This window comes from Mesorhizobium sp. KR1-2 (assembly GCF_040045035.1).
GTDB lineage: Bacteria > Pseudomonadota > Alphaproteobacteria > Rhizobiales > Rhizobiaceae > Pseudaminobacter.
On the sequence record NZ_JBDZDS010000009.1, the window covers coordinates 177,943 to 196,032 of the forward strand.

An 18,090-nucleotide genomic window follows, 5' to 3' on the forward strand; every position below is an offset into this window, starting at 1 on the left:
GCTGATATCTTCCGAAAATCGACGCCGATTTTCGGGCAGGCGCCGCTCTTGCGCCACGGCGAAACGAAAAGGCACTACGACGGGCAGCTCTGTTGTCCGCCCGCCGTAAATATCCGGTGACGGTGGCTCAGCCTACCGTCAGATTGACTGCCTTGGGGCCCTTGCCGCGCTTGTCCGGCTCGGTCTCGAACGTGACTTTCTGTCCGTCCTCGAGGCCCGGAAGGCCGGAGGCCTGAACCGCCGAGATGTGGACGAAGACGTCCTTTGCACCATCGTCCGGCGTAATAAAACCGAAGCCTTTAGCATGGTTGAAGAATTTGACAGTGCCGGTCTGCGGCATGGGAAACTCCTTGTAATCCCCTCATAGTCCATATTTGGCGGGAACATCCGCGCCATTTCGGTCGCTTCTGGGGGAGAAGAAATAGTCATCGTGCCGGGACTTTGTGCGTCCTCTTTTTTCACGATTCCAGCCGGGAAAACCCAATAGCGCCTCCCGGGTCAGGCCATTCCAGTCTCCGGGCCCATAATGCCCGAAGAGCAAGTTTCTCCATATTTTAACGAGAGGGGCAAGTAAAAGTTTTCTGTGGTGCTTTGGTCTTATGAAGAAGTTACCCGGCAAAGACCCTGTAACCACAAAACACGGCCCTTCCGGACGGTCTGTGCGCCGGAAGAAAGCAAAGAGGCGCAACCGTTACAGTTGCGCCATCTTCAGGTTTTCCAAACTGCCCTACCGGGAAGCCGCGTGGATGCGGTCTCGGCTCAGGCGGCGCTGAGGTTGACCGCCTTGGGGCCCTTGCCCATCCGGTCGGGCTCGACGTCGAAGGTGACCTTCTGGCCATCGACGAGCGTGCGCATGCCCGAGGCCTCTACGGCCGAGATGTGCACGAACACGTCCTTGGCACCGCCGTCGGGCGTGATGAAGCCGAAGCCTTTGGTTGCATTGAAAAACTTTACGGTACCGCTCTGGGACACTGGGAGAACTCCTTCACCCGTTTCGTTGGTTGTCCTTGTCGTCCGTCTGGCGCCGGAGACAAGGTTCGGTAGCTGCTTGGCGCTCATGCATTGGCGCATGGTGAAACCCCCCACCATATGGCGGGGCTGTCAGAGATTCACGGTGTCGGGGAAAGGGCTCGTACAAAAACGTTCCAATCTCCGGGCCAGCAAATGCCCGAACGCTTATTCTATCGCATGAAAATGTGATAATTGCAAGATGATGACATCCATCGCGCAGAAGTTTACTTCCAAAGGATAATTGAATCACTCTTTTGCGAAGCAATTCGCACAATCTTCTCCAGAAGGCGGCTGGCCACTGCCGGTATAGCCTGAGACCACCTGCAGGAAGAGGGGCTCGTGGGCGGCCAGCGGGCGGCGGCAAGGGCTGCCCGCTGAGCACACCAATCAGTAGGAAAGAGAAGGCTCAGACCGGCGCGTTCATGGCCCAGTTGACGCCGAAAGGGTCGCGGAGAGAGCCCCAACGATCGCCCCAGAACATCACGTCGAGCGGCACGATCACCTCGCAGCCGGCATCTACCGCTCGCTTCCACCAGGCATCGATGTCGTCGCCCAGTATGAGCTGCATCGTGTAGCCCTGAGGGGGGATGCTCGGGTGACCATGTTCCGGAAACGGGTCGCCCAGCATCAAGGAGGTTCCGTTGATGTGGAGGTGGACATGCATGGTCCGGCCCTTGTCATCCGGCGGATAGGCGAACGCGGTCTCGGCGCCGAAGGCGCGTCCGTAGAATTCGGCCGCCTTGTGAGCGCCATCGACCTGCAGGTAAGCCACGAGGCCACTCAGAGCCTTCGGAGCCGGGTGGGGCTGGGCACTCGCGTCGGTCATGTTGAACTCTCCTGTTTTCGAGTGGATCGCTGCCGGTATGACGAATGGGAATGCTTCGGTCCGACAATGAGCTCAAATTTTTTGGCGTAAGCCGTGAGAGGGAGTCGCAAGCTTGCGTCTGGGGGCAGAAAGCTTGGTCAGCGCGAGAGAGACCAGGGCTTTGGCCGCTTGGCTTGTCGACTTGATAATCCCGCTTTTTTTTCAAAGGGCGCGCTTTTCCCGATGTCCTTATTGTGACAGTTTTGTGAACGGTTTATGTCAGGCCGGAGGCCCGGAGTAGTCTGGAAGCATGGTTCCCGGCCCGATTCACTTGGGGGACGCTGTGATCAGAAGCAAGCGTATTGTTCTATTTCTCTTCCTGATGTCGTTTTTCTATCCGTTAAGGATGATTTTCGATTTTCACGGGCGGCAGAGAATTATCTATATTATTTCTGCGCTGTTCGCCGCTTTTGTTTTCAAATTTTATGACAAGAACGATGGGCGGAAGAAATCATTGTTCCTCTGGAGTTTAATTCCGGTCATATTCATCTCTGTTTATGTTTTCGTCTACGCTATTTTTGGCGCTTTCGACTTCGGTGCGGTCGTCTACCATCTGCAGTCCGGCATGCACGGCGGGCACCCCGAAGTTCGCGGCGCCAAGATATTTTATGTCGCTCTCTCTCTCGTCGGATTCCTGCTGTCGCTGCTCTATCTCAAGCGTCAAGATCGACGCTTCCACTATGTGGATATCAGCCTTGCCTTGGCCCTCATTGCCGCAAATCCCATATTCTGGACCGCAGCCGATTTTTATCTGAGCCCGCCTGACCCGACACTGACCAATTTCTATGCCGCTCCTCCGAAGCATTTGCCGGAAGGTGTGAAAAAGAAAAACATCATCATCATCTATGCGGAGAGCGAGGAGCGGACGTTTGCAGAGATCAGTCACGGCTCCGAGACATTTGCAGAAATGTTGGAAGTCGCGGCAACCGGCATCGATGTTCAGGGGATACGCCAGGTTACGAATACCGGCTGGACCATGGCCGGTTTCATATCCTCGCAATGTGGTGTGCCGCTTCAGCCGCGCGGCTTGTTCAGCGAGAACAACTTCTCTCACCAGGTCAACTTCTTCGGCGGCATTGAATGCTTGAGTGATATTCTGGGTGCGAATGGGTATCACACCGAGTACATGAATGGCGGTGACGCCGCATTCGCTGGAATTGGGTCGTTCCTCGACGAGCATAAATACAGCTTCCGAAGCGGGCTTGCCGACTACCGTGAAATTGCGGGCGACTACCTCAACACATGGGGGCTTTACGACGACACATTGTTCGAGCTGGCGGAGAAGCGCATAGACGTCCTGCAAAAGCAGGACAAACCTTTCGCCTTTTCCATGGCCACCATTGGAGGGCATGCAGCCACGGGCCATGCAACGCGGACTTGCCGCGAAAACCTCTTGCAAGGCGAGTTGAGCGAGATGCAATTCGCCATCAAATGCACCGGTTATCATATCAAGGCCTTCCTGGCCCATCTGAAGCAGAGGGGGCTGCTGGAAAACACCTTGGTCGCCATACAAAGCGATCATCTCATCATGGAAAACGAACACTCTCGCGAGCTGAACAGCAAGCGGCGCATGAACTATTTCAGCATTTCCGGCGATGGTATCGCACCTGCCGTCCTCAAGCGCGAGGCGGCCATGTTCGACGTATTCCCGACACTGCTGCAGGAACTGGGAATGGAACTGCCTGGTGGGCGCGCCGGGCTTGGCGTTTCCTTGTTCGCCAAGGAGCCAAATCTCGTGGAGACCTATGGAGTGGACAAGCTGGACGGAATGCTCCGGCGCGACTGGATGCTGAGCCGCAAATTGTGGGGCGACCCGGAAACATAGGGCAAGCTCGCGCATCGGAGCCGGGATACAATCGCTCGGGGTATTTTTCCGGAGCTTTGCAGTCCGGGCTGAACGAGGGAGAAAATCCGGCCGGCTGTCGGATAGGCCCCGGCCGGCACGTCCTTGTCGGGTAATCGATGAGAGGAGAACCGGAATGAGCTATGTCGACGGCTTTGTAGTTGCGGTCCCCGGGAAGAATATCGAAGCCTACAAATCCCTGGCGCGGATGGCCGGCGAGATCTGGAAGGAATACGGCGCGCTCGCCTATGTGGAGTGCATAGGCGATGACGTGCCTTATGGGGAACTGACGTCGTTCCCGCGTGCTGTCCAAGCCAAGGAGGACGAGGTCGTCGTTTTCTCCTGGATCGTCTACGCCTCGCGGGCGGAGCGCGACGCTATCAACGCAAAGGTCATGGCCGACCCTCGGCTGAAGCATCAGATGAGCGACATGCCCTTCGACGGCAAGCGCATGATCTATGGCGGGTTCGAGAGCTTTTTGGAACTCTGATCCGGCGCCACACCTTCGCTCCGCCATCAGCTTCTAGGTGGAGCTGGTGCGGTTGCGGTCATTGGCCGGCACTGCGTCAATCTTCGAGGACGAAGGTGATCTTCAGGTTGACCCTGTATTGGGTGATCTTGCCGCCGCTGACCGACACCTGCTGCTCCTTCACCCAGGCACCGGCTATGTTCTTCAGCGTCTTGCTGGCGCGCTCAATTCCTACCTGGACGGCATGTTCGAAACTCTTGTCGGACGAGGCGCTGATTTCCGTGATCTTGGCGACAGACATGGTTTCCTCCCTGTTGTCTGACTGGCGGCTGATGACGCCGATGTGTCTGCAAGGAAGTCTGAAAGTGCCGGCGACAGGCCGCGCAGGAGGAAGCTAGGGCATCCGTGCCCGTTGTCATGGGGGCACGGCGGCTTTGTCTTGGGGTATTGTTGAGCTACTGGCGAGCAGGCTTGCCGAGGAGCCGGCCTGCCCGCGAAATCAGTGGCCGGGCCTGCCGGTCTTGCCCGGACGCCGTTTGCGCGCGCTCTCGTCGGCCGGGTCCTCATAGGAACCGGCGCCGATCTTGGCGCGCTTGATCGGCTTTGTGCCTTCGATCGGCTGTTCGGTGCGGCGCACGGTCATTTCATCGAGACTGTTCTTACGGAACAGGGACGGCCCATCACCATCCGGCAGACCGTAGTCGGCGCCATGTGCTTCCTGCGCAGACTGCTTCTTGAACAGCGAGCGTGAAACCGCGCCGGCAGGTTTTGCCATGTCGGTGCCGGGGCCCATGTCGTCGATGTGCGGCTTCTGGAACAGAGACTTGCCACCGGCGTCGTCGACCGTGCGATGCTTGGCAACGCCCTTGTTGTGCTTGCCCTTCTCGCGGCCGGAGACGGGGCTTTCCATGTCGGCATATTTGGCCAGCGGATCGTCGGAGATGGAGAGTTCCAGCTCGCGCAGGCGCTTGATCTCGTCGCGGATGCGGGCGGCGCGCTCGAAGTCGAGATCGGCGGCGGCGTCGCGCATCTGCTTGTCGAGCGCTTCCAGATGCGCCTTGAGATTGTTGCCGACCATGGCGCCAGCATCGTCGGTGAATTGCGAAATGTCGGCGCGGACGTGGTCCTTCTCGTAGACGGACTCGAGGATGTCCGAGATGCGCGACTTGACGCTTTCGGGCGTGATGCCGTTGGCCTCGTTCCACGCCACCTGCTTTTCGCGGCGGCGCGTGGTCTCCGCCATGGCGCGTTCCATCGAGCCGGTGATGTTATCGGCATAGAGGATGACCTTGCCGTCGACGTTTCGCGCGGCGCGCCCGATGGTCTGGATGAGCGAAGTCTCCGAGCGCAGGAAACCTTCCTTGTCGGCGTCGAGGATAGCGACGAAGCCGCACTCGGGAATGTCGAGGCCTTCGCGGAGCAGGTTGATGCCGACCAGCACGTCGAATGCGCCTAGGCGCAGATCGCGCAGGATCTCGATGCGCTCAAGCGTGTCGATGTCGGAGTGCATGTAGCGCACGCGAATGCCGTTCTCGTGCAGGTACTCGGTCAAGTCCTCGGCCATGCGCTTGGTCAGCACGGTGACCAGCGTGCGGTAGCCAGCCTTGGTCGTCTCGCGGATCTCGCCCAAAACGTCGTCGACCTGGCTCTTGGCTGGGCGCACCTCGACTGGCGGGTCGATCAGGCCGGTCGGGCGGATGACCTGTTCGGCAAAGACGCCGCCGGATTCCTCCAGCTCCCAGCCGCCGGGCGTGGCCGACACGGCGACGGTGAGCGGGCGCATGGCGTCCCATTCCTCGAAGCGCAGCGGGCGGTTGTCCATGCAGGAGGGGAGACGAAAACCGTATTCGGCCAGCGTCGCCTTGCGGCGGAAGTCGCCACGATACATGCCGCCGATCTGTGGCACGGTTACGTGGCTTTCGTCGATGAAGACCAGCGCATTGTCGGGAATATATTCGAACAGCGTGGGCGGCGGCTCGCCCGGCGCGCGGCCGGTGAGATAGCGCGAATAGTTCTCGATGCCGGCGCAGGAGCCGGTGGCCTCAAGCATCTCGAGATCGAAGCGGGTGCGCTGCTCCAGTCGCTGCGCTTCCAGCAGGCGGCCTGCCTTTTCAAGTTCGGCGAGGCGATGCTGCAGCTCTTCCTTGATCGACTTGATCGCCTGGTTCAGCGTCGGGCGCGGCGTGACGTAGTGCGAATTCGCATAGATCTTCACGCTCTTCAGGTCGCCGGTCTTCTGGCCGGTGAGCGGATCGAACTCGGTGATCTGTTCGATCTCGTCGCCGAACATGGAGATGCGCCAGGCCGAGTCTTCCAAGTGGGCCGGGAAGATTTCGATCGTGTCGCCACGCACTCGGAACGAGCCGCGCACGAAGTTGATGTCCTGGCGCTTGTATTGCTGGGCCACGAGGTCGGCCAGAAGCTGGCGCTGGTCGAGCCGGTCGCCGACCTGCATCTGGAAGGTCATGGCGGTATAGGTCTCCACCGAGCCGATACCGTAGATGCAGGACACCGAGGCGACGATGATGACGTCGTCGCGCTCCAGCAGCGAGCGGGTGGCCGAGTGGCGCATGCGGTCGATCTGCTCGTTGATCGACGACTCCTTCTCGATGAAGGTGTCGGTGCGCGGCACATAGGCTTCCGGCTGGTAGTAATCGTAGTAGGAGACGAAATACTCGACCGCGTTGTCCGGGAAGAATTTCTTGAACTCCGCGTAGAGCTGCGCGGCCAGCGTCTTGTTGGGCGCCAGGATCAGGGCGGGGCGCTGCGTCTCCTCGATCACCTTTGCCATGGTGAAGGTCTTGCCCGAACCGGTGACGCCGAGCAGTACCTGCGTGCGCTCGATCTGGTCGACGCCCTCGACCAGGTCCTTGATCGCGGTCGGCTGGTCGCCGGCTGGCTCGAAGTCGGAGACCATCTTGATGGCGACGCCGCCTTCGGATTTTTCCGGGCGTTCCGGCCTGTGCGGCACCCAGGCCTTGCCGTTCTTGTGCAGCGGGTTACCGCTCTCGATCAGCGCGGACAGGGCTGCGACCGTGGCGGTAACGCCGGCCGGCGCGAGGGTTTCTGCCTCTTCAAGGCTGATGTCCATGCCCGCGACCGGATTGAGACCGGCTGCGGCGCGCTCCTTGGCGGTGGCTGCGCCGCCCATCGAAGTGCCGCGCGCCGACCTGGTCGGGGCGGCCGAGCGCTCGGGAACCTTCTTGACGGCCTTCGGCTTGGCCTTCTCGGCCTCCCTCGAAATCTCCTGTGCCCAATCCGAGATGGAGCCGCTCAGGGGCTTGCCCGACAGCTCGGACTGCGGGGCTTCGCCAAAACCCTTGCGCTCGAGTGGTTCGGCGGCATCCAGAAAATCAGTGAGCGCGCTGCGCCGCGTGCCCTTCTTGGGCTGGTCGTCGCGAGTGCCCGCCGGGCGCGGTGATTTGTCTTCGGGGGATTTGGCCATGCCCGGGAATATGGTAGGAGTCCAGGAAAATGAAAAGGGCGAGAGGCAGGCAAAAGACAGCTGCTGATCGTGGCTGCTGACATGGCGGTGTCAGGGGCGCCTATGCTCCTGTTGGGCTTGGTTCGGTGGGCTTCGACATGTCTCCGGGGAATTGGGGGAAGCGGGTGGTACTTCTTGCTGGAGGCCTCCCCGCGCGTGCAACGAGCGCGGCCCCTGCGCCGCACGGATGATCGACGCCAATGAAGATCGCCCATCTGATGAGCCATCCGGCGCTGAATGGCGTCGCAACCAGCACCAAGACACTGATCGACCAGCAGATTCTTGCCGGGCACGAGGTGATGCTGGTGCACGCGCACAATTCCTGGATCGAGAAGCAGAGCTTCGCCGGGCCGGTCAAAATGCTGGAAAGCAGCTTCAAGACCCTGCCGGCAGATCTGCGAAGCACAGGCTATCCGATCCGCGATTGGGGGCGGACGCTGGTGCATGCGCATGGCAGCCGGGCCAACAAGTTCCTGATGATCTTTACCCTGGCCGACGGCGCCCCGGCGGTGATGACGGCGCATGCGCGCCAGTTCCAGATTCCCTGGCGGTTTGCCCATGCGGTTGTCGGGCTCTCCAAGCAGACGGCGGACTTCTATACCAGGCGGTTTCTGGTCTCGCCGCGGCGGATGCATGTGGTGCCGAACATGTTCGACGCCGAGGCGCTTCAGCCGGTCTCGACGCAGTTGCGGCACGAGGCGCGCGAGAGGCTCGGTATTAGCCAGTCGACGCTGTTGCTCGGCGCGGTGGGACTGATCGGCCCGCGCAAGCGCCAAGTGGACATGCTGCGTATCCTCAAGAAACTGGTTTCGGCAGGACTGGATGCCGAACTGCTGCTGGTCGGCGGGGTGGAGAAAGAGGGGCTGAGCGTGCCGGGCTGGCAGGAACTGCTGGCCGATCCGGTTCTGCGCGGCAAGGTGCACCTGGCAGGGCACAGGACCGACGCGGTCGCGCTGGTCCCGGCCATGGACGTGTTTCTATGCACGTCGGTTCGCGAGGAGGCGCCGATCGCGCCGCTGGAAGCGATGGCACAGTCCATCCCCGTGATTTCCACGGATGTCGGCAACATGGTGGACCTGCTGCCGCCCGAGCGCATCTTTGCGATCGGCGACGTCGACGGCATGGCACAGGCCGCCGCAAGCCGAGGCCGCGACGCGGAGGCGCGGGCCAGCGATGGACGCCGCGACCGGCGAACGGTGATAGACAAGCTGGCCCCGGGGGCGATCCTGCCGCAAATCGAGGAGATTTACCGTGCCGCACTCGGCCGTGCTCACGATCGCGGCTGGAAGCACTTCAAGAATCCGGCCGATCGCTGGATACCCGACCGTGGGCGATAGGTTGAGGCCAGGCTGGGTAGAGCGTCCAGCGGCCTGGATCGCTCAGCCGTAGCGCAGCTTCAACCCGAGGATGGTGGCTATGAAGAGGAACGTCACCACATTGGCGAGCACGAGCGGCCACGAGCCGATGAACAGGCCGTAGATGATCCAAAGCAGCACGCCGGCGGCGAGCGTGCCTGTGGTGCCCCATGAAATGTCACTGGTCTGCTTGTCGCGAAGGATTTTAATGATCTGCGGCAGCCAGGCGAATGTGGTGATGGTCGCGGCGACCGAACCGATGAGTTCGATGGAGGCGGGCAAGGAAGCGGCTTTCGAAACTGGAGAGGATTTTAGGGTGATTCATGCCAGAAAGCCCGATTCGTGTGAAGCTATCATGTCGGTGAGGGGCGGCGGTGGCTCTTGCCCCTTGCTGTGGAAATGGGCTTTCCGCGGCTCTGCGTGATCGACGACTGCTCCAAATCGGGCGCTGGGATGGCTGTAACACGGCTGCTGCCTTTTTCACCTTTTTCCATGGTTTCGAAGGCAGCGGCTTGAAATATTTCGCGTCATGAAGCTTCGCGAAGCAGTCGATCCGGCTTTTGTGTCGCCAAATGTGGCGCAAATAAGTATATGTTTTTGTTGAGTAATTTCATTCTTTGTGATTTGCCGGAAGCGGCCTGCGCCTCCTATCTCAATCACGTCCGGTGTGGCTTTCGCCTTCCCTGAAGCGAGCGCAAGCGCCGGACGAAAAACAGAACGGAGTACTTGTCATGAAGAAGATTCTTGTCGCCGCTGCCGCTTCGCTGGCTTTCATGGGCGCCGCCTATGCGGGAACCCTCGAGGGTGTCGTGAAGTCGGTCGACACGACGACGAAGACGATCACGCTGGAGGACGGCAAGCAGGTCGTCGCCGGCGCGGACGTGACTGCCGACACTCTCGACGCGTTGAAGGACGGTACCAAGGTCAAGGTGACGCTTGACGAAGGCGCGACCAGCGCGACGGCCGTCGAAATCGTGGAGTAACCTCCGGTCCGTTACTGGTGACATGGGGCCGGTCCTGCCAGGACCGGCCCTTCCTGCGTGCAGGACGGGTAAAATCTTGGGTAGTCCCTTCCGAATGCCGGCAACCCATTCGGCGCTGACGCGTTACCGCGTGGTCGCGCGCCGAAAGATGCGCCGATGAGCGGTCGCATCTTCGGCCCATAAACGGGAGATATCTCATGAAGACCATCCTCGGAACCATGCTCATGTCGATGCTGATCGTGGCGCCTGCATTCGCCGGCGAAATGGAAGGCACGATCAAGTCGATCGATATGAAGAAGCACATGCTCATGATGGACGACGGCATGTCGATCCAGGCGAAGCCCGAAGTGAAGCTCAACAACCTGAAGGCCGGCGAGCATGTCAAGATCATGACCGATAGTGACCAGATGGCAACTTCGGTTGAGAAGATGCAATAATTCTTGCTGCGATTTCAGAAGGTCGGCCTGTTTGCAGGCCGGCCTTTTCGATCGGATTTCGTGAACCGAGTCTGATCTTTCCGCCAACCCGCTGGTGCGGAACACTTTTCCAAGTCAGGGAAACAATGGCTCCTGCGTCATTTGCAGGTGCAGCTCCGTGCCGGTCCAGGGGTATGCCTCGCACACCGCCTCATCCAGCTCGACGCCGAGGCCCGGTTCCTTGGATGGGATGACGTTTCCGTCCTGCCATTCGATCTTCTTCTTCAGCAGCTTCTCGTGGAAGCCGTCCCACTGCTTCAGGGACTCGAGGATGAGGAAGTTGGGCAGCGTCGTCGCAAGCTGGATGTTGGCAGCGCCTACGATCGGCCCACAATAGCAATGCGGCGCGATCTGGATGTGGTAGGCCTCGGCCATGGCCGCGATCTTCTTGGTTTCGAGTATGCCGCCCGAGCGGCCGAGATCGGGCTGCAGGATGGTGGCAGCGCGGTTCTCTATGACACGGGCGAACTCGAATTTGGTCGTCAGTCGCTCGCCGGTGGCGATGGGGATCGACGTTCCACGCGCAACCTGCGCCATCACCTCCGGCATGTCCGGCGGCACCGGCTCTTCGAACCACAGCGGATCATAGGGCTCGATGGCTTTGGCCATACGCAGCGCGCCGGAGGCCGTGAACTGGCCGTGGGTGCCGAACAGAATGTCCGCGCGGTCGCCGACCGCCTCGCGGATCACCTTCAGCATGCGCGCTGACAGGTCGATGTCGATAAGGCGCGGCTGATGGCCGTCAAAGGCGGTGTAGGGGCCGGCGGGATCGAGCTTCACCGCGCTAAAGCCTTGCTCGACATAGGCGAGCGCGCATTCGGCGGCGAGGACCGGATCGTTGTAGACGTTCTTGTGCGGGTTGTCGGCCTCGGCCGGAACGGCGCTGCCGGTGGTTGGATAGAGATAGGTGTAGGAGCGCAGCGCCTCATGCACCTGGCCGCCCAGCAGTTTGTAGACCGGTTTGCCCGCCTCCTTGCCGATGATGTCCCAGCAGGCGATTTCCAGCGCCGAGAAGCAGCCCATGACGGAAATGTCGGGGCGCTGCGAGAAACCCGACGAATAGGCGCGGCGGAAGAAGGTTTCGATGTCGTGCGGGTCGCGGCCGACCAGATAGCGCTCGGCGAGATCCTCGATCATGTGGGCGGTGACATGCGGGCCGAAGGTGGCGTTATAGGCCTCGCCATAGCCGACCACGTTGCTGTCAGTCGTTAGCTTGACGAAGATGAAATAGCGCCCGCCGATACCCGGCGGCGGATTGCCGACGACGAAGGTCTTTACGTCGGTGATTTTCATGGGTGGTCCTCCAAAATCATCTCCGCGCCCTTCCAGCCGGTCATGATGGAAGCTGCGTTGGTGTTGCCGCTGATGTTGTCGGGGAAGATCGAGGCGTCGACAATGCGCAAGCCCGCAAGGCCGTGCACCTTCAGGCGCGGATCGACCACGGACTGCGAGGCATCCGGCCCCATGCGGCAGGTGGAAACGGGGTGATAGACCGTGCCGCTGCGCTTGCGGAAATCGGCGATCAGCTCGTCGTCGCTCACGCATTTCGGACCGGGCAGCACCTCTTCCGTAATGACCTCGCTCATTGCGGGCATCGACGCGATCTTGCGCACGAATTTTACGGCCGCTAGCATTTCTTCAACGTCGGTCTCGGTGGAATAGGCGTTGGGCACGATCTTCGGATAGTCGAGCGGGTTCTTGGAGCAGATCATGATCGAGCCACGGCTCGAAGGCCGGCAGTTCGACAGGCCGATGGAAAAGCCCGGCCAGGGATCGGGCGTCAGGATCGGGCGTTCGCCAGGCTTTGGCAGAACGGTCGAAAAGGCCTGGAAATAGAGCTGCATGTTGGGACGGAGCTGGCCTTCATCCGTGCGGAAGAAGCCGCCGCCCTGGTTCATGCTCATCGACAGTGGCCCGGTGCGCAGCAGCAGATACTGCATGCCGACCAGCATCTTGCCCCACCAGGGACGCAAGGTCTGGTTCAGCGTCGGCAGCCGGCCTTTGTAGGTGTAGTTGATGCCGAGATGGTCCTGCAGATTGGCGCCGACTTGGGCGTTGGCATGTACCACCGGGATGTCGAGGTTTTTCAAGAGATCGGCCGGGCCGACGCCGGAAAGCTGCAGGAGTTGCGGCGTGTTGACCGAGCCGCCGCACAGCACCACCTCACGACCGGCGCGCGCATTGATCGTGCGGCCATGCTTCAGATATTCGATGCCGACGGCGCGCGTGCCCTCGAACAGGATTCTTGTTGCCAGCGCGTTGGTGACGACGCGGATGTTGGCGCGCTTCATCGCCGGGCGCAGGAAGGCGCGGGCGGCGGACCAGCGGCGGCCGTTCTTGGTGTTGATCTGGTAGACGCCGACGCCTTCCTGGGCGGCGCCATTGAAATCCTGATTCAGGGCGAGGCCTGCCTGCTGACCGGCCTTCAGGAAGCGGTGGGTGAGGGGATGCACACGGCTGCGGTTGTCGGTCACGTGTATCGGGCCGCCGCGCCCGCGCCATTCGTCGGCGCCGGCCTCGTTGTCTTCGATCGCCTTGAAGATGGGCAGGAGGTCGTCAAAACCCCAGCCGGTATTGCCGGCCGCAGCCCAGCCATCAAAGTCCTCGCGCTGGCCGCGGATCCACACCATGGCGTTGATCGAGCTGGAGCCGCCGAGCAGTTTTCCGCGCGGCCAGTGGTCGGCATTGCCGGCAAGGCCCGGGTCGGGTTCGGTCTTGTAGTTCCAGTTTACCGCCGGGTCGAAGAAGGTCTTGCCGTAGCCCAGCGGCATCTGCACGAAGAAGCTGCGGTCGGTCCCGCCGGCCTCCAGCACCAGCACCGAGAAGCGCCCGCTGGCCGACAGTTTTTCGGCCACCACCGAGCCTGCGGAGCCGGAACCGACGACAATGAAATCATAGTCTTGCATGGGAAACGAAAGACCGTCCGCGAACTGGCTGAAGTATCGATTCAAGCCTAGACCCCGTTTCACCGCCTCGGCCTATGGGCGACCGGCATGGCCTGTGAAAAAAGCGACGGACGAAAATGTCGCCAGTGCCCAAAACTTGCCCTAAGCGGCTGCAACTGCCATCCATGCAGGAGATGTTTTCGGAGATTCCAGATGCCCCATTTCGCAGACGGCCAGCCGACCGGCGAGCTTACCTTGCGCACGCTGGCGATGCCGGCCGATGCCAACGCCGCCGGTGACATCTTTGGCGGCTGGGTGATGGCGCAGATGGACCTTGCCTGCGGCATCCGGGCCGCGGAGCGCGCGAAGGGCCGCGTGGTGACGGCGGCGGTGAAGGAAATGTCCTTCGCCAAGCCGATGAAGATCGGCGACACGCTGTGCATCTACACCCATGTCACGCGCGTGGGCCGCACCTCGATCACGCTGAAGGTCGAGGCCTGGGCGCAGCGCTATCTCAGCGACCTGATGGAGCGGGTGACCGACGCAGATTTCGTCATGGTGGCACTGGATGGCGAGGGCACACCCAAGCCAGTGCCGACGGAATAGAGAATTACTTCGTTCCGACCGCCACTCGCCCAGGCGCACGTTCAGCACAGGCGGCGTCGAATTTCATCCGCGCCTCGGTCACGCGCGCGGTGTTCTTGCGCGCCCATTCGCCCAGCGCGTTGACCGGTATCAGCAGTTCGTGGCCGAGCTCGGTGAGTTCGTAATCGACCCGTGGCGGGATGGTGGGGAACACGGTGCGCGTGACGAAGCCGTCGCGTTCCAGTCCGCGCAGCGTGGTCGTCAGCATCTTCTGTGAGATGCCGCCGATGATGTGGCGCAATTCGTTGAAGCGCATGGGACCGTCCCCCAGTCGGCTGACGACGAGCACGGTCCATTTGTCGCCCACGCGCTGCAGGATGTCGCTGACGGCCCGGCAGTCCTCGGTTTGGTGCAGGTGCCTCGGTTTCAAAAAAGTGCCTCCTTGTAAGGCGTTCAGTCGGTCACTTATATAGTGTCGGTATCTTTTGGATACTAGATTTCGAATGGAGACAAATAAGATGTCCAAGCCCAAGATCGGCGTAGTCGTCGGCTCCACGCGCCCGACGCGTTTCGCTGACAAGCCCGTCGAATGGTTCGTCAGTCTGGCTAAGGCGCGCGGCGATGTCGAGGTCGAAGTGATCGACCTGCGCGACTATCCGCTGCCCTTCTTCGATGAGGCCGTTTCTCCGGCGTGGGGCCCTTCGCAGAGCGAGGTCGCACGCAAGTTCCAGGAGAAGGTCGCTTCGCTCGACGGTTTCGTCTTCACCGCCGCCGAATACAATCACGGCCCGACCGCCGTGCTGAAGAACGCGCTCGACTACGCCTACAACGAGTGGAACAAGAAGCCGGCCGGCTTCATCGGCTATGGCGGCGTCGGTGGTGCGCGCGCCGTGGAGCAGCTGCGCATGCATGCCGTCGAGTTGCAGATGGCGCCGACCAAGACCGCGGTTCACATCGTATGGGGCGATTTCCTTGCCATCAGGGAAGGCAAGAAGATCGAGGAATTCGAGCACATCAACCAGGCCGGCAAGGCGTTGCTGGACGAGACAATCTGGTGGGCCAGGGCGCTCAAGGCCGCGCGCGAGGCCGATGCGGCCGCTGCCGCCACCAAGGCCGCCTGAGCGGCAAAGACATTTCCTCCCAGGGACGGGCAGGGCGGCAGCGATGCCGCCCTTTTTTGTCGGTTCGCTCTCCGCTGTCGTGAGTGGTGTCCTGAATCCGCCTGGTTCTGTCGGAGTGCGTTTTGCGGTGCCTGCACCGTTGTCGATGTCACCTGTGGCGAGGCATGGATTCCCGACACTCTCCGCTCGTTTCACTCGCTCACGAGGTCGGGAATGACGACTGCACCGGGCCTGTCGCCAGTCCTTCGACGTCGGTGATTTTTTGACGTTGGGGATTTGCGGAGCCGATCAACATCCTCCGTCATTCCCGACCTTGTGAGCGAACGCAGTGAGCGGAGAGTGTCGAGAATCCATGCCTCGACCCGGCGGCAGCCAGATGCGGTTCAGGACGAAGCCGCCCGGGGTTCGGTCATGATCCGGGAGTACCTTCAGGTGCGACTTCTCGCAATGTCAGCCCGATTCAAGCCGATCCCGCAACCTGCTGTTCTCTCGCGCGAAATGCGCCCTCGAGCCCGGCTTACGCGCCGGACAGACGCGCTGCCAGAACCTTGTCGATGCGGCGGCCGTCGAGGTCGACCACCTCGAAGCGCCAGCCCTGCGCGTCGACGCTCTCGCCGGTTGCGGGCAGGTGGTGCATATGGGCCAGCACAAAGCCGGCGACGGTCTCGTAGTCACGGTGTTCCGGCAGGTCGACGCCGAGCAGGTCGGCCATCTCGTCGGCCGGCATGTAACCGGCCAGCAGCCAGGAGCCGTCGTCGCGCTGCACTGGTGCGAACTCGTCCTCGTCAGCGTCGGCGCGGAAGACGCCGGTGATAGCCTCCAGAATGTCGGCGGGCGTGACCAGGCCTTCGAAATGGCCGTATTCGTCGTGCACCAGCGCCATCGGCACATCGGATTCCTTGAGGATCGCCAGCACGTCCAGCGCGTCGGACAGGTCATGCACGATGGGCGCGGGGCGCACATATTTGGCGGGGTCGAAGGCGCGGCCGGCAAGAATGGCGGCCAGGATCTCGCGTGTCTGCACAACGCCTACCATGGCATCGACGCTGCCTTCACCGGCCGGCAGGCGCGAATGGTGCGTCTCGATCAGGAGCCTGCGGATAGCTGCCTCGTCGCCATGGAGGTTCAGCCAGTCGACCTCCGGGCGCGGCGTCATCACGGCGCGCACGGCGCGGTCGCCCAGTCGCATCACACCGGCGATCATGCGGCGCTCGTCGGATTCGATGGTGCCGTGATGCTCGGCCTCGGCGACCAGCATCTTGATCTCCTCGTCGGTGACCTTCTCCTCGTTCTCGCCGCGCTGGCCAAGAAGCCACAGCACCGCGCGTCCGGAGAGGTCGAGTGCCCAGACCAGCGGCGCGCCGATCATTGCGAGAACGCTCATCACGGGTGCCACGCGGGCGGCGACGGTTTCAGGGTTCCGCAAGGCAATCTGCTTGGGCACCAGCTCGCCGATGATCAGCGACGCATAGGTGATAACGGCTACGACCAGGCCCACGCCAAGCGCGTTGGCAAGGCCATTCGACATGCCGTTTTCCAAGAGGAGCTGGGTGAGGCGCAGGCCGAGCGTGGCGCCGGAGAAGGCGCCGGACAGGACACCGACCAGCGTGATGCCGAACTGCACCGTGGACAGGAAACGGCCGGGATTGGAGCCGAGCTCAAGCGCACGTCCGGCTCCTTTCACGTCACGGTCGATCATCGCCTTGAGGCGTGCTGGCCGCGACGAGACGATGGCCAGCTCGGACATGGCCAAAAGGCCGTTCACACAGATGAGAACGAGAACTATCGCGATTTCGACGTATAGCATCGCCGGTCCATATCATCCCGGCGATTGACGGCAAATAGGGCACTGCGTTTTTCCGTCCGACGACAGCAGTCAGGGCCCGGATAATCTATTTCTGCTCTCGAAGGTCCGCTCCCGATCCTATCGGCACGCGACGTAACCGTTGCGGCGCGGCTTGATGTCGAAGTGGAAATGGTTGCGGTGATCGTAATTGTAGCCGGGGCCAAGCACGGTGGTGAAATAGTCGCAGCCATCGGAGCGCACGGTGTTGAGAAAGCCCTTTTCGCGGAAGGCGAACCAGCCCGGCTTGCGCACGTCGATGTCCTTGCCGCTGGTGAGTTCGATGCGCATGACGTCCAGTGCGTTGCCCTTCGAGTGCTCGGACGGGACGGTGGTGCGGGCGATGCGACGGCACGAATAGCTCGAGCCCTGGTGGATGGTCTTCACGCCGGACCAGTAGCGCCAGCGCGCCGCGGGCACCAGTTCGTTGCGGGTCCAGCGCGCGAAGGTGGCCGCCATGCGACAGCTCAGCGTCGCGGCAGGCTTCATCTCCACGCTGCCGATGGCCGACACCAGCACCGGGTAGTCCACCCGGCAGGCTCCGCCATCGTTGATGGGCGCGAGATTGCGGAAAGTCACGCCGAGGCGCTTCAGGTCGTTGCGGCAGGCGACCTCGTCTGACGGCATCGCCGCGCTGGGCGCCATCGGCGTGTTCATGCGCGGATAGCTGACCATCATCGGGTTGGAGGGGACCAGCGTCTGCAAGCCGCTCGGCTTGACGGAGGCGGGCGGGATGACCGCGGCAACCACCATCGGAGGCTCCAAGGGAGCCGGCGCGGGCATGCCCGACGACTGAATGGATGTCTCGTCCGGCTCGTCGGTTTCAGCGTCCGTCGGGGCGAGGGCGGGCTCGAACGGCGCTTGGACGGGCTCCAGCGAAGCGAAGGTGGGGGCGGGCTGCACCGGCCTTGGAGGTACGGCGGCGGTCTGCATGCCGACATCCACCTCCGGCCTCAGCGCCATCACCCCGTCGGTGCTGCAGGAGGCAACTACGATGACGAGCAATGCCGCACCGACGCCGGCGAGGGCCCGCGATGTGCCGATTCGCCGTGCCGGCCCTGGCGAGGCTTGAAATTTCTGGGCCATGAGCGGCTTCCTGTGCTTGCAGCAGGCAGGATAGGTCGCCATGGTAAATGAATGGTCAGCACCGGCGTTACGTCGGCGGTCCGA

18 protein-coding genes are annotated in these 18,090 nt (G+C 61.8%); 7 read left to right on the top strand and 11 right to left on the bottom strand.

From position 1 onward, the window contains the following. Positions 1–127: 127 nt before the first annotated feature. The 3 genes from ABLE85_RS18280 to ABLE85_RS18290 all read right to left on the bottom strand — a co-directional run bounded on the left by ABLE85_RS18280 (position 128) and on the right by ABLE85_RS18290 (position 1,837). Positions 128–340, bottom strand: coding sequence for a cold-shock protein (locus tag ABLE85_RS18280; protein WP_056105658.1), 213 nt, complete (start codon positions 338–340; stop codon positions 128–130). 419 nt (positions 341–759) lie between these two features. Continuing rightward, entirely contained in the window at positions 760–972 is a 213-nt protein-coding gene (locus tag ABLE85_RS18285) for a cold-shock protein (RefSeq protein ID WP_348794134.1), read from the bottom strand. Between the two features lie 445 nt (positions 973–1,417). Continuing rightward, complete coding sequence (locus ABLE85_RS18290; protein WP_348794135.1) at positions 1,418–1,837, bottom strand: glyoxalase/bleomycin resistance/extradiol dioxygenase family protein; 420 nt, start codon at positions 1,835–1,837, stop codon at positions 1,418–1,420. Positions 1,838–2,159: 322 nt separating this feature from the next. On the opposite strand from ABLE85_RS18290, the gene ABLE85_RS18295 reads away from it, so the two are divergent. Both ABLE85_RS18295 and ABLE85_RS18300 read left to right on the top strand, forming a co-directional pair. Continuing rightward, positions 2,160–3,701: a sulfatase-like hydrolase/transferase gene (locus tag ABLE85_RS18295; protein ID WP_348794136.1), complete on the top strand. Its 1,542-nt coding sequence runs from the start codon at positions 2,160–2,162 to the stop codon at positions 3,699–3,701. 154 nt (positions 3,702–3,855) lie between these two features. Further along, complete coding sequence (locus ABLE85_RS18300) at positions 3,856–4,209, top strand: DUF1428 family protein (protein WP_348794137.1); 354 nt, start codon at positions 3,856–3,858, stop codon at positions 4,207–4,209. 76 nt (positions 4,210–4,285) lie between these two features. On the opposite strand, the gene ABLE85_RS18305 is transcribed toward ABLE85_RS18300, so the two are convergent. Together ABLE85_RS18305 and uvrB are read right to left on the bottom strand one after the other, a co-directional pair. Beyond that, positions 4,286–4,489 (bottom strand): dodecin family protein, encoded by a 204-nt coding sequence (locus ABLE85_RS18305; RefSeq protein WP_348794138.1) that lies wholly within the window; start codon positions 4,487–4,489, stop codon positions 4,286–4,288. A gap of 198 nt (positions 4,490–4,687) precedes the next feature. Further along, the gene (gene uvrB / locus ABLE85_RS18310) at positions 4,688–7,633 is read right to left on the bottom strand and encodes an excinuclease ABC subunit UvrB (RefSeq protein WP_348794139.1); all 2,946 of its coding nucleotides are present in this window, start codon (positions 7,631–7,633) and stop codon (positions 4,688–4,690) included. Between the two features lie 239 nt (positions 7,634–7,872). On the opposite strand from uvrB, the gene ABLE85_RS18315 reads away from it, so the two are divergent. Then, positions 7,873–9,009, top strand: a complete 1,137-nt coding sequence (locus tag ABLE85_RS18315) for a glycosyltransferase family 4 protein (RefSeq protein ID WP_348794140.1) — start codon at positions 7,873–7,875, stop codon at positions 9,007–9,009. A gap of 42 nt (positions 9,010–9,051) precedes the next feature. On the opposite strand, the gene ABLE85_RS18320 is transcribed toward ABLE85_RS18315, so the two are convergent. Beyond that, on the bottom strand, positions 9,052–9,309 hold the full coding sequence (locus tag ABLE85_RS18320; protein WP_348794141.1) for a SemiSWEET transporter: 258 nt from the start codon (positions 9,307–9,309) through the stop codon (positions 9,052–9,054). Positions 9,310–9,758: 449 nt separating this feature from the next. Here ABLE85_RS18320 and ABLE85_RS18325 point away from each other — a divergent pair, with 449 nt between their 5' ends. Then, positions 9,759–10,010 carry a DUF1344 domain-containing protein gene (locus ABLE85_RS18325; protein ID WP_348794142.1) on the top strand — a complete coding sequence of 84 codons (252 nt, stop codon included), beginning with the start codon at positions 9,759–9,761 and terminating at the stop codon, positions 10,008–10,010. A gap of 197 nt (positions 10,011–10,207) precedes the next feature. Continuing rightward, entirely contained in the window at positions 10,208–10,447 is a 240-nt protein-coding gene (locus ABLE85_RS18330; RefSeq protein WP_348794143.1) for a DUF1344 domain-containing protein, read from the top strand. A gap of 114 nt (positions 10,448–10,561) precedes the next feature. On the opposite strand, the gene ABLE85_RS18335 is transcribed toward ABLE85_RS18330, so the two are convergent. After that, a complete protein-coding gene (locus tag ABLE85_RS18335; protein ID WP_348794144.1) occupies positions 10,562–11,779 on the bottom strand; it encodes a mandelate racemase/muconate lactonizing enzyme family protein in 1,218 nt (405 codons plus the stop codon). Then, positions 11,776–13,392, bottom strand: a complete 1,617-nt coding sequence (locus tag ABLE85_RS18340) for a GMC family oxidoreductase N-terminal domain-containing protein (RefSeq protein ID WP_348794216.1) — start codon at positions 13,390–13,392, stop codon at positions 11,776–11,778. Before ABLE85_RS18340 ends, ABLE85_RS18335 begins: the two co-directional genes overlap by 4 nt. 192 nt (positions 13,393–13,584) lie before the next feature. Here ABLE85_RS18340 and ABLE85_RS18345 point away from each other — a divergent pair, with 192 nt between their 5' ends. After that, positions 13,585–13,977, top strand: coding sequence for an acyl-CoA thioesterase (locus ABLE85_RS18345; RefSeq protein ID WP_348794145.1), 393 nt, complete (start codon positions 13,585–13,587; stop codon positions 13,975–13,977). Positions 13,978–13,981: 4 nt separating this feature from the next. Here ABLE85_RS18345 and ABLE85_RS18350 read toward each other — a convergent pair whose 3' ends face one another. After that, entirely contained in the window at positions 13,982–14,386 is a 405-nt protein-coding gene (locus ABLE85_RS18350; protein ID WP_348794146.1) for a helix-turn-helix domain-containing protein, read from the bottom strand. A gap of 88 nt (positions 14,387–14,474) precedes the next feature. Here ABLE85_RS18350 and ABLE85_RS18355 point away from each other — a divergent pair, with 88 nt between their 5' ends. Continuing rightward, positions 14,475–15,077 (top strand): NAD(P)H-dependent oxidoreductase, encoded by a 603-nt coding sequence (locus ABLE85_RS18355; RefSeq protein ID WP_348794147.1) that lies wholly within the window; start codon positions 14,475–14,477, stop codon positions 15,075–15,077. A 517-nt stretch (positions 15,078–15,594) separates the two neighbouring features. On the opposite strand, the gene ABLE85_RS18360 is transcribed toward ABLE85_RS18355, so the two are convergent. Both ABLE85_RS18360 and ABLE85_RS18365 read right to left on the bottom strand, forming a co-directional pair. Continuing rightward, entirely contained in the window at positions 15,595–16,884 is a 1,290-nt protein-coding gene (locus tag ABLE85_RS18360; protein WP_348794148.1) for a hemolysin family protein, read from the bottom strand. A gap of 117 nt (positions 16,885–17,001) precedes the next feature. Then, positions 17,002–18,006 (bottom strand): extensin family protein, encoded by a 1,005-nt coding sequence (locus tag ABLE85_RS18365; protein WP_348794149.1) that lies wholly within the window; start codon positions 18,004–18,006, stop codon positions 17,002–17,004. Positions 18,007–18,090 lie beyond the last annotated feature (84 nt).

Bases quoted from the DNA above. Each gene is read 5' to 3' on its own strand.
- ABLE85_RS18280 (WP_056105658.1), bottom strand. From the start codon at position 340: ATGCCGCAGACCGGCACTGTCAAATTCTTCAACCATGCTAAAGGCTTC.
- ABLE85_RS18290 (WP_348794135.1), bottom strand. From the start codon at position 1,837: ATGACCGACGCGAGTGCCCAGCCCCACCCGGCTCCGAAGGCTCTGAGT.
- ABLE85_RS18300 (WP_348794137.1), top strand. From the start codon at position 3,856: ATGAGCTATGTCGACGGCTTTGTAGTTGCGGTCCCCGGGAAGAATATC.
- ABLE85_RS18305 (WP_348794138.1), bottom strand. From the start codon at position 4,489: ATGTCTGTCGCCAAGATCACGGAAATCAGCGCCTCGTCCGACAAGAGT.
- uvrB (WP_348794139.1), bottom strand. From the start codon at position 7,633: ATGGCCAAATCCCCCGAAGACAAATCACCGCGCCCGGCGGGCACTCGC.
- ABLE85_RS18315 (WP_348794140.1), top strand. From the start codon at position 7,873: ATGAAGATCGCCCATCTGATGAGCCATCCGGCGCTGAATGGCGTCGCA.
- ABLE85_RS18325 (WP_348794142.1), top strand. From the start codon at position 9,759: ATGAAGAAGATTCTTGTCGCCGCTGCCGCTTCGCTGGCTTTCATGGGC.
- ABLE85_RS18330 (WP_348794143.1), top strand. From the start codon at position 10,208: ATGAAGACCATCCTCGGAACCATGCTCATGTCGATGCTGATCGTGGCG.
- ABLE85_RS18335 (WP_348794144.1), bottom strand. From the start codon at position 11,779: ATGAAAATCACCGACGTAAAGACCTTCGTCGTCGGCAATCCGCCGCCG.
- ABLE85_RS18340 (WP_348794216.1), bottom strand. From the start codon at position 13,392: ATGCAAGACTATGATTTCATTGTCGTCGGTTCCGGCTCCGCAGGCTCG.
- ABLE85_RS18345 (WP_348794145.1), top strand. From the start codon at position 13,585: ATGCCCCATTTCGCAGACGGCCAGCCGACCGGCGAGCTTACCTTGCGC.
- ABLE85_RS18355 (WP_348794147.1), top strand. From the start codon at position 14,475: ATGTCCAAGCCCAAGATCGGCGTAGTCGTCGGCTCCACGCGCCCGACG.
- ABLE85_RS18360 (WP_348794148.1), bottom strand. From the start codon at position 16,884: ATGCTATACGTCGAAATCGCGATAGTTCTCGTTCTCATCTGTGTGAAC.
- ABLE85_RS18365 (WP_348794149.1), bottom strand. From the start codon at position 18,006: ATGGCCCAGAAATTTCAAGCCTCGCCAGGGCCGGCACGGCGAATCGGC.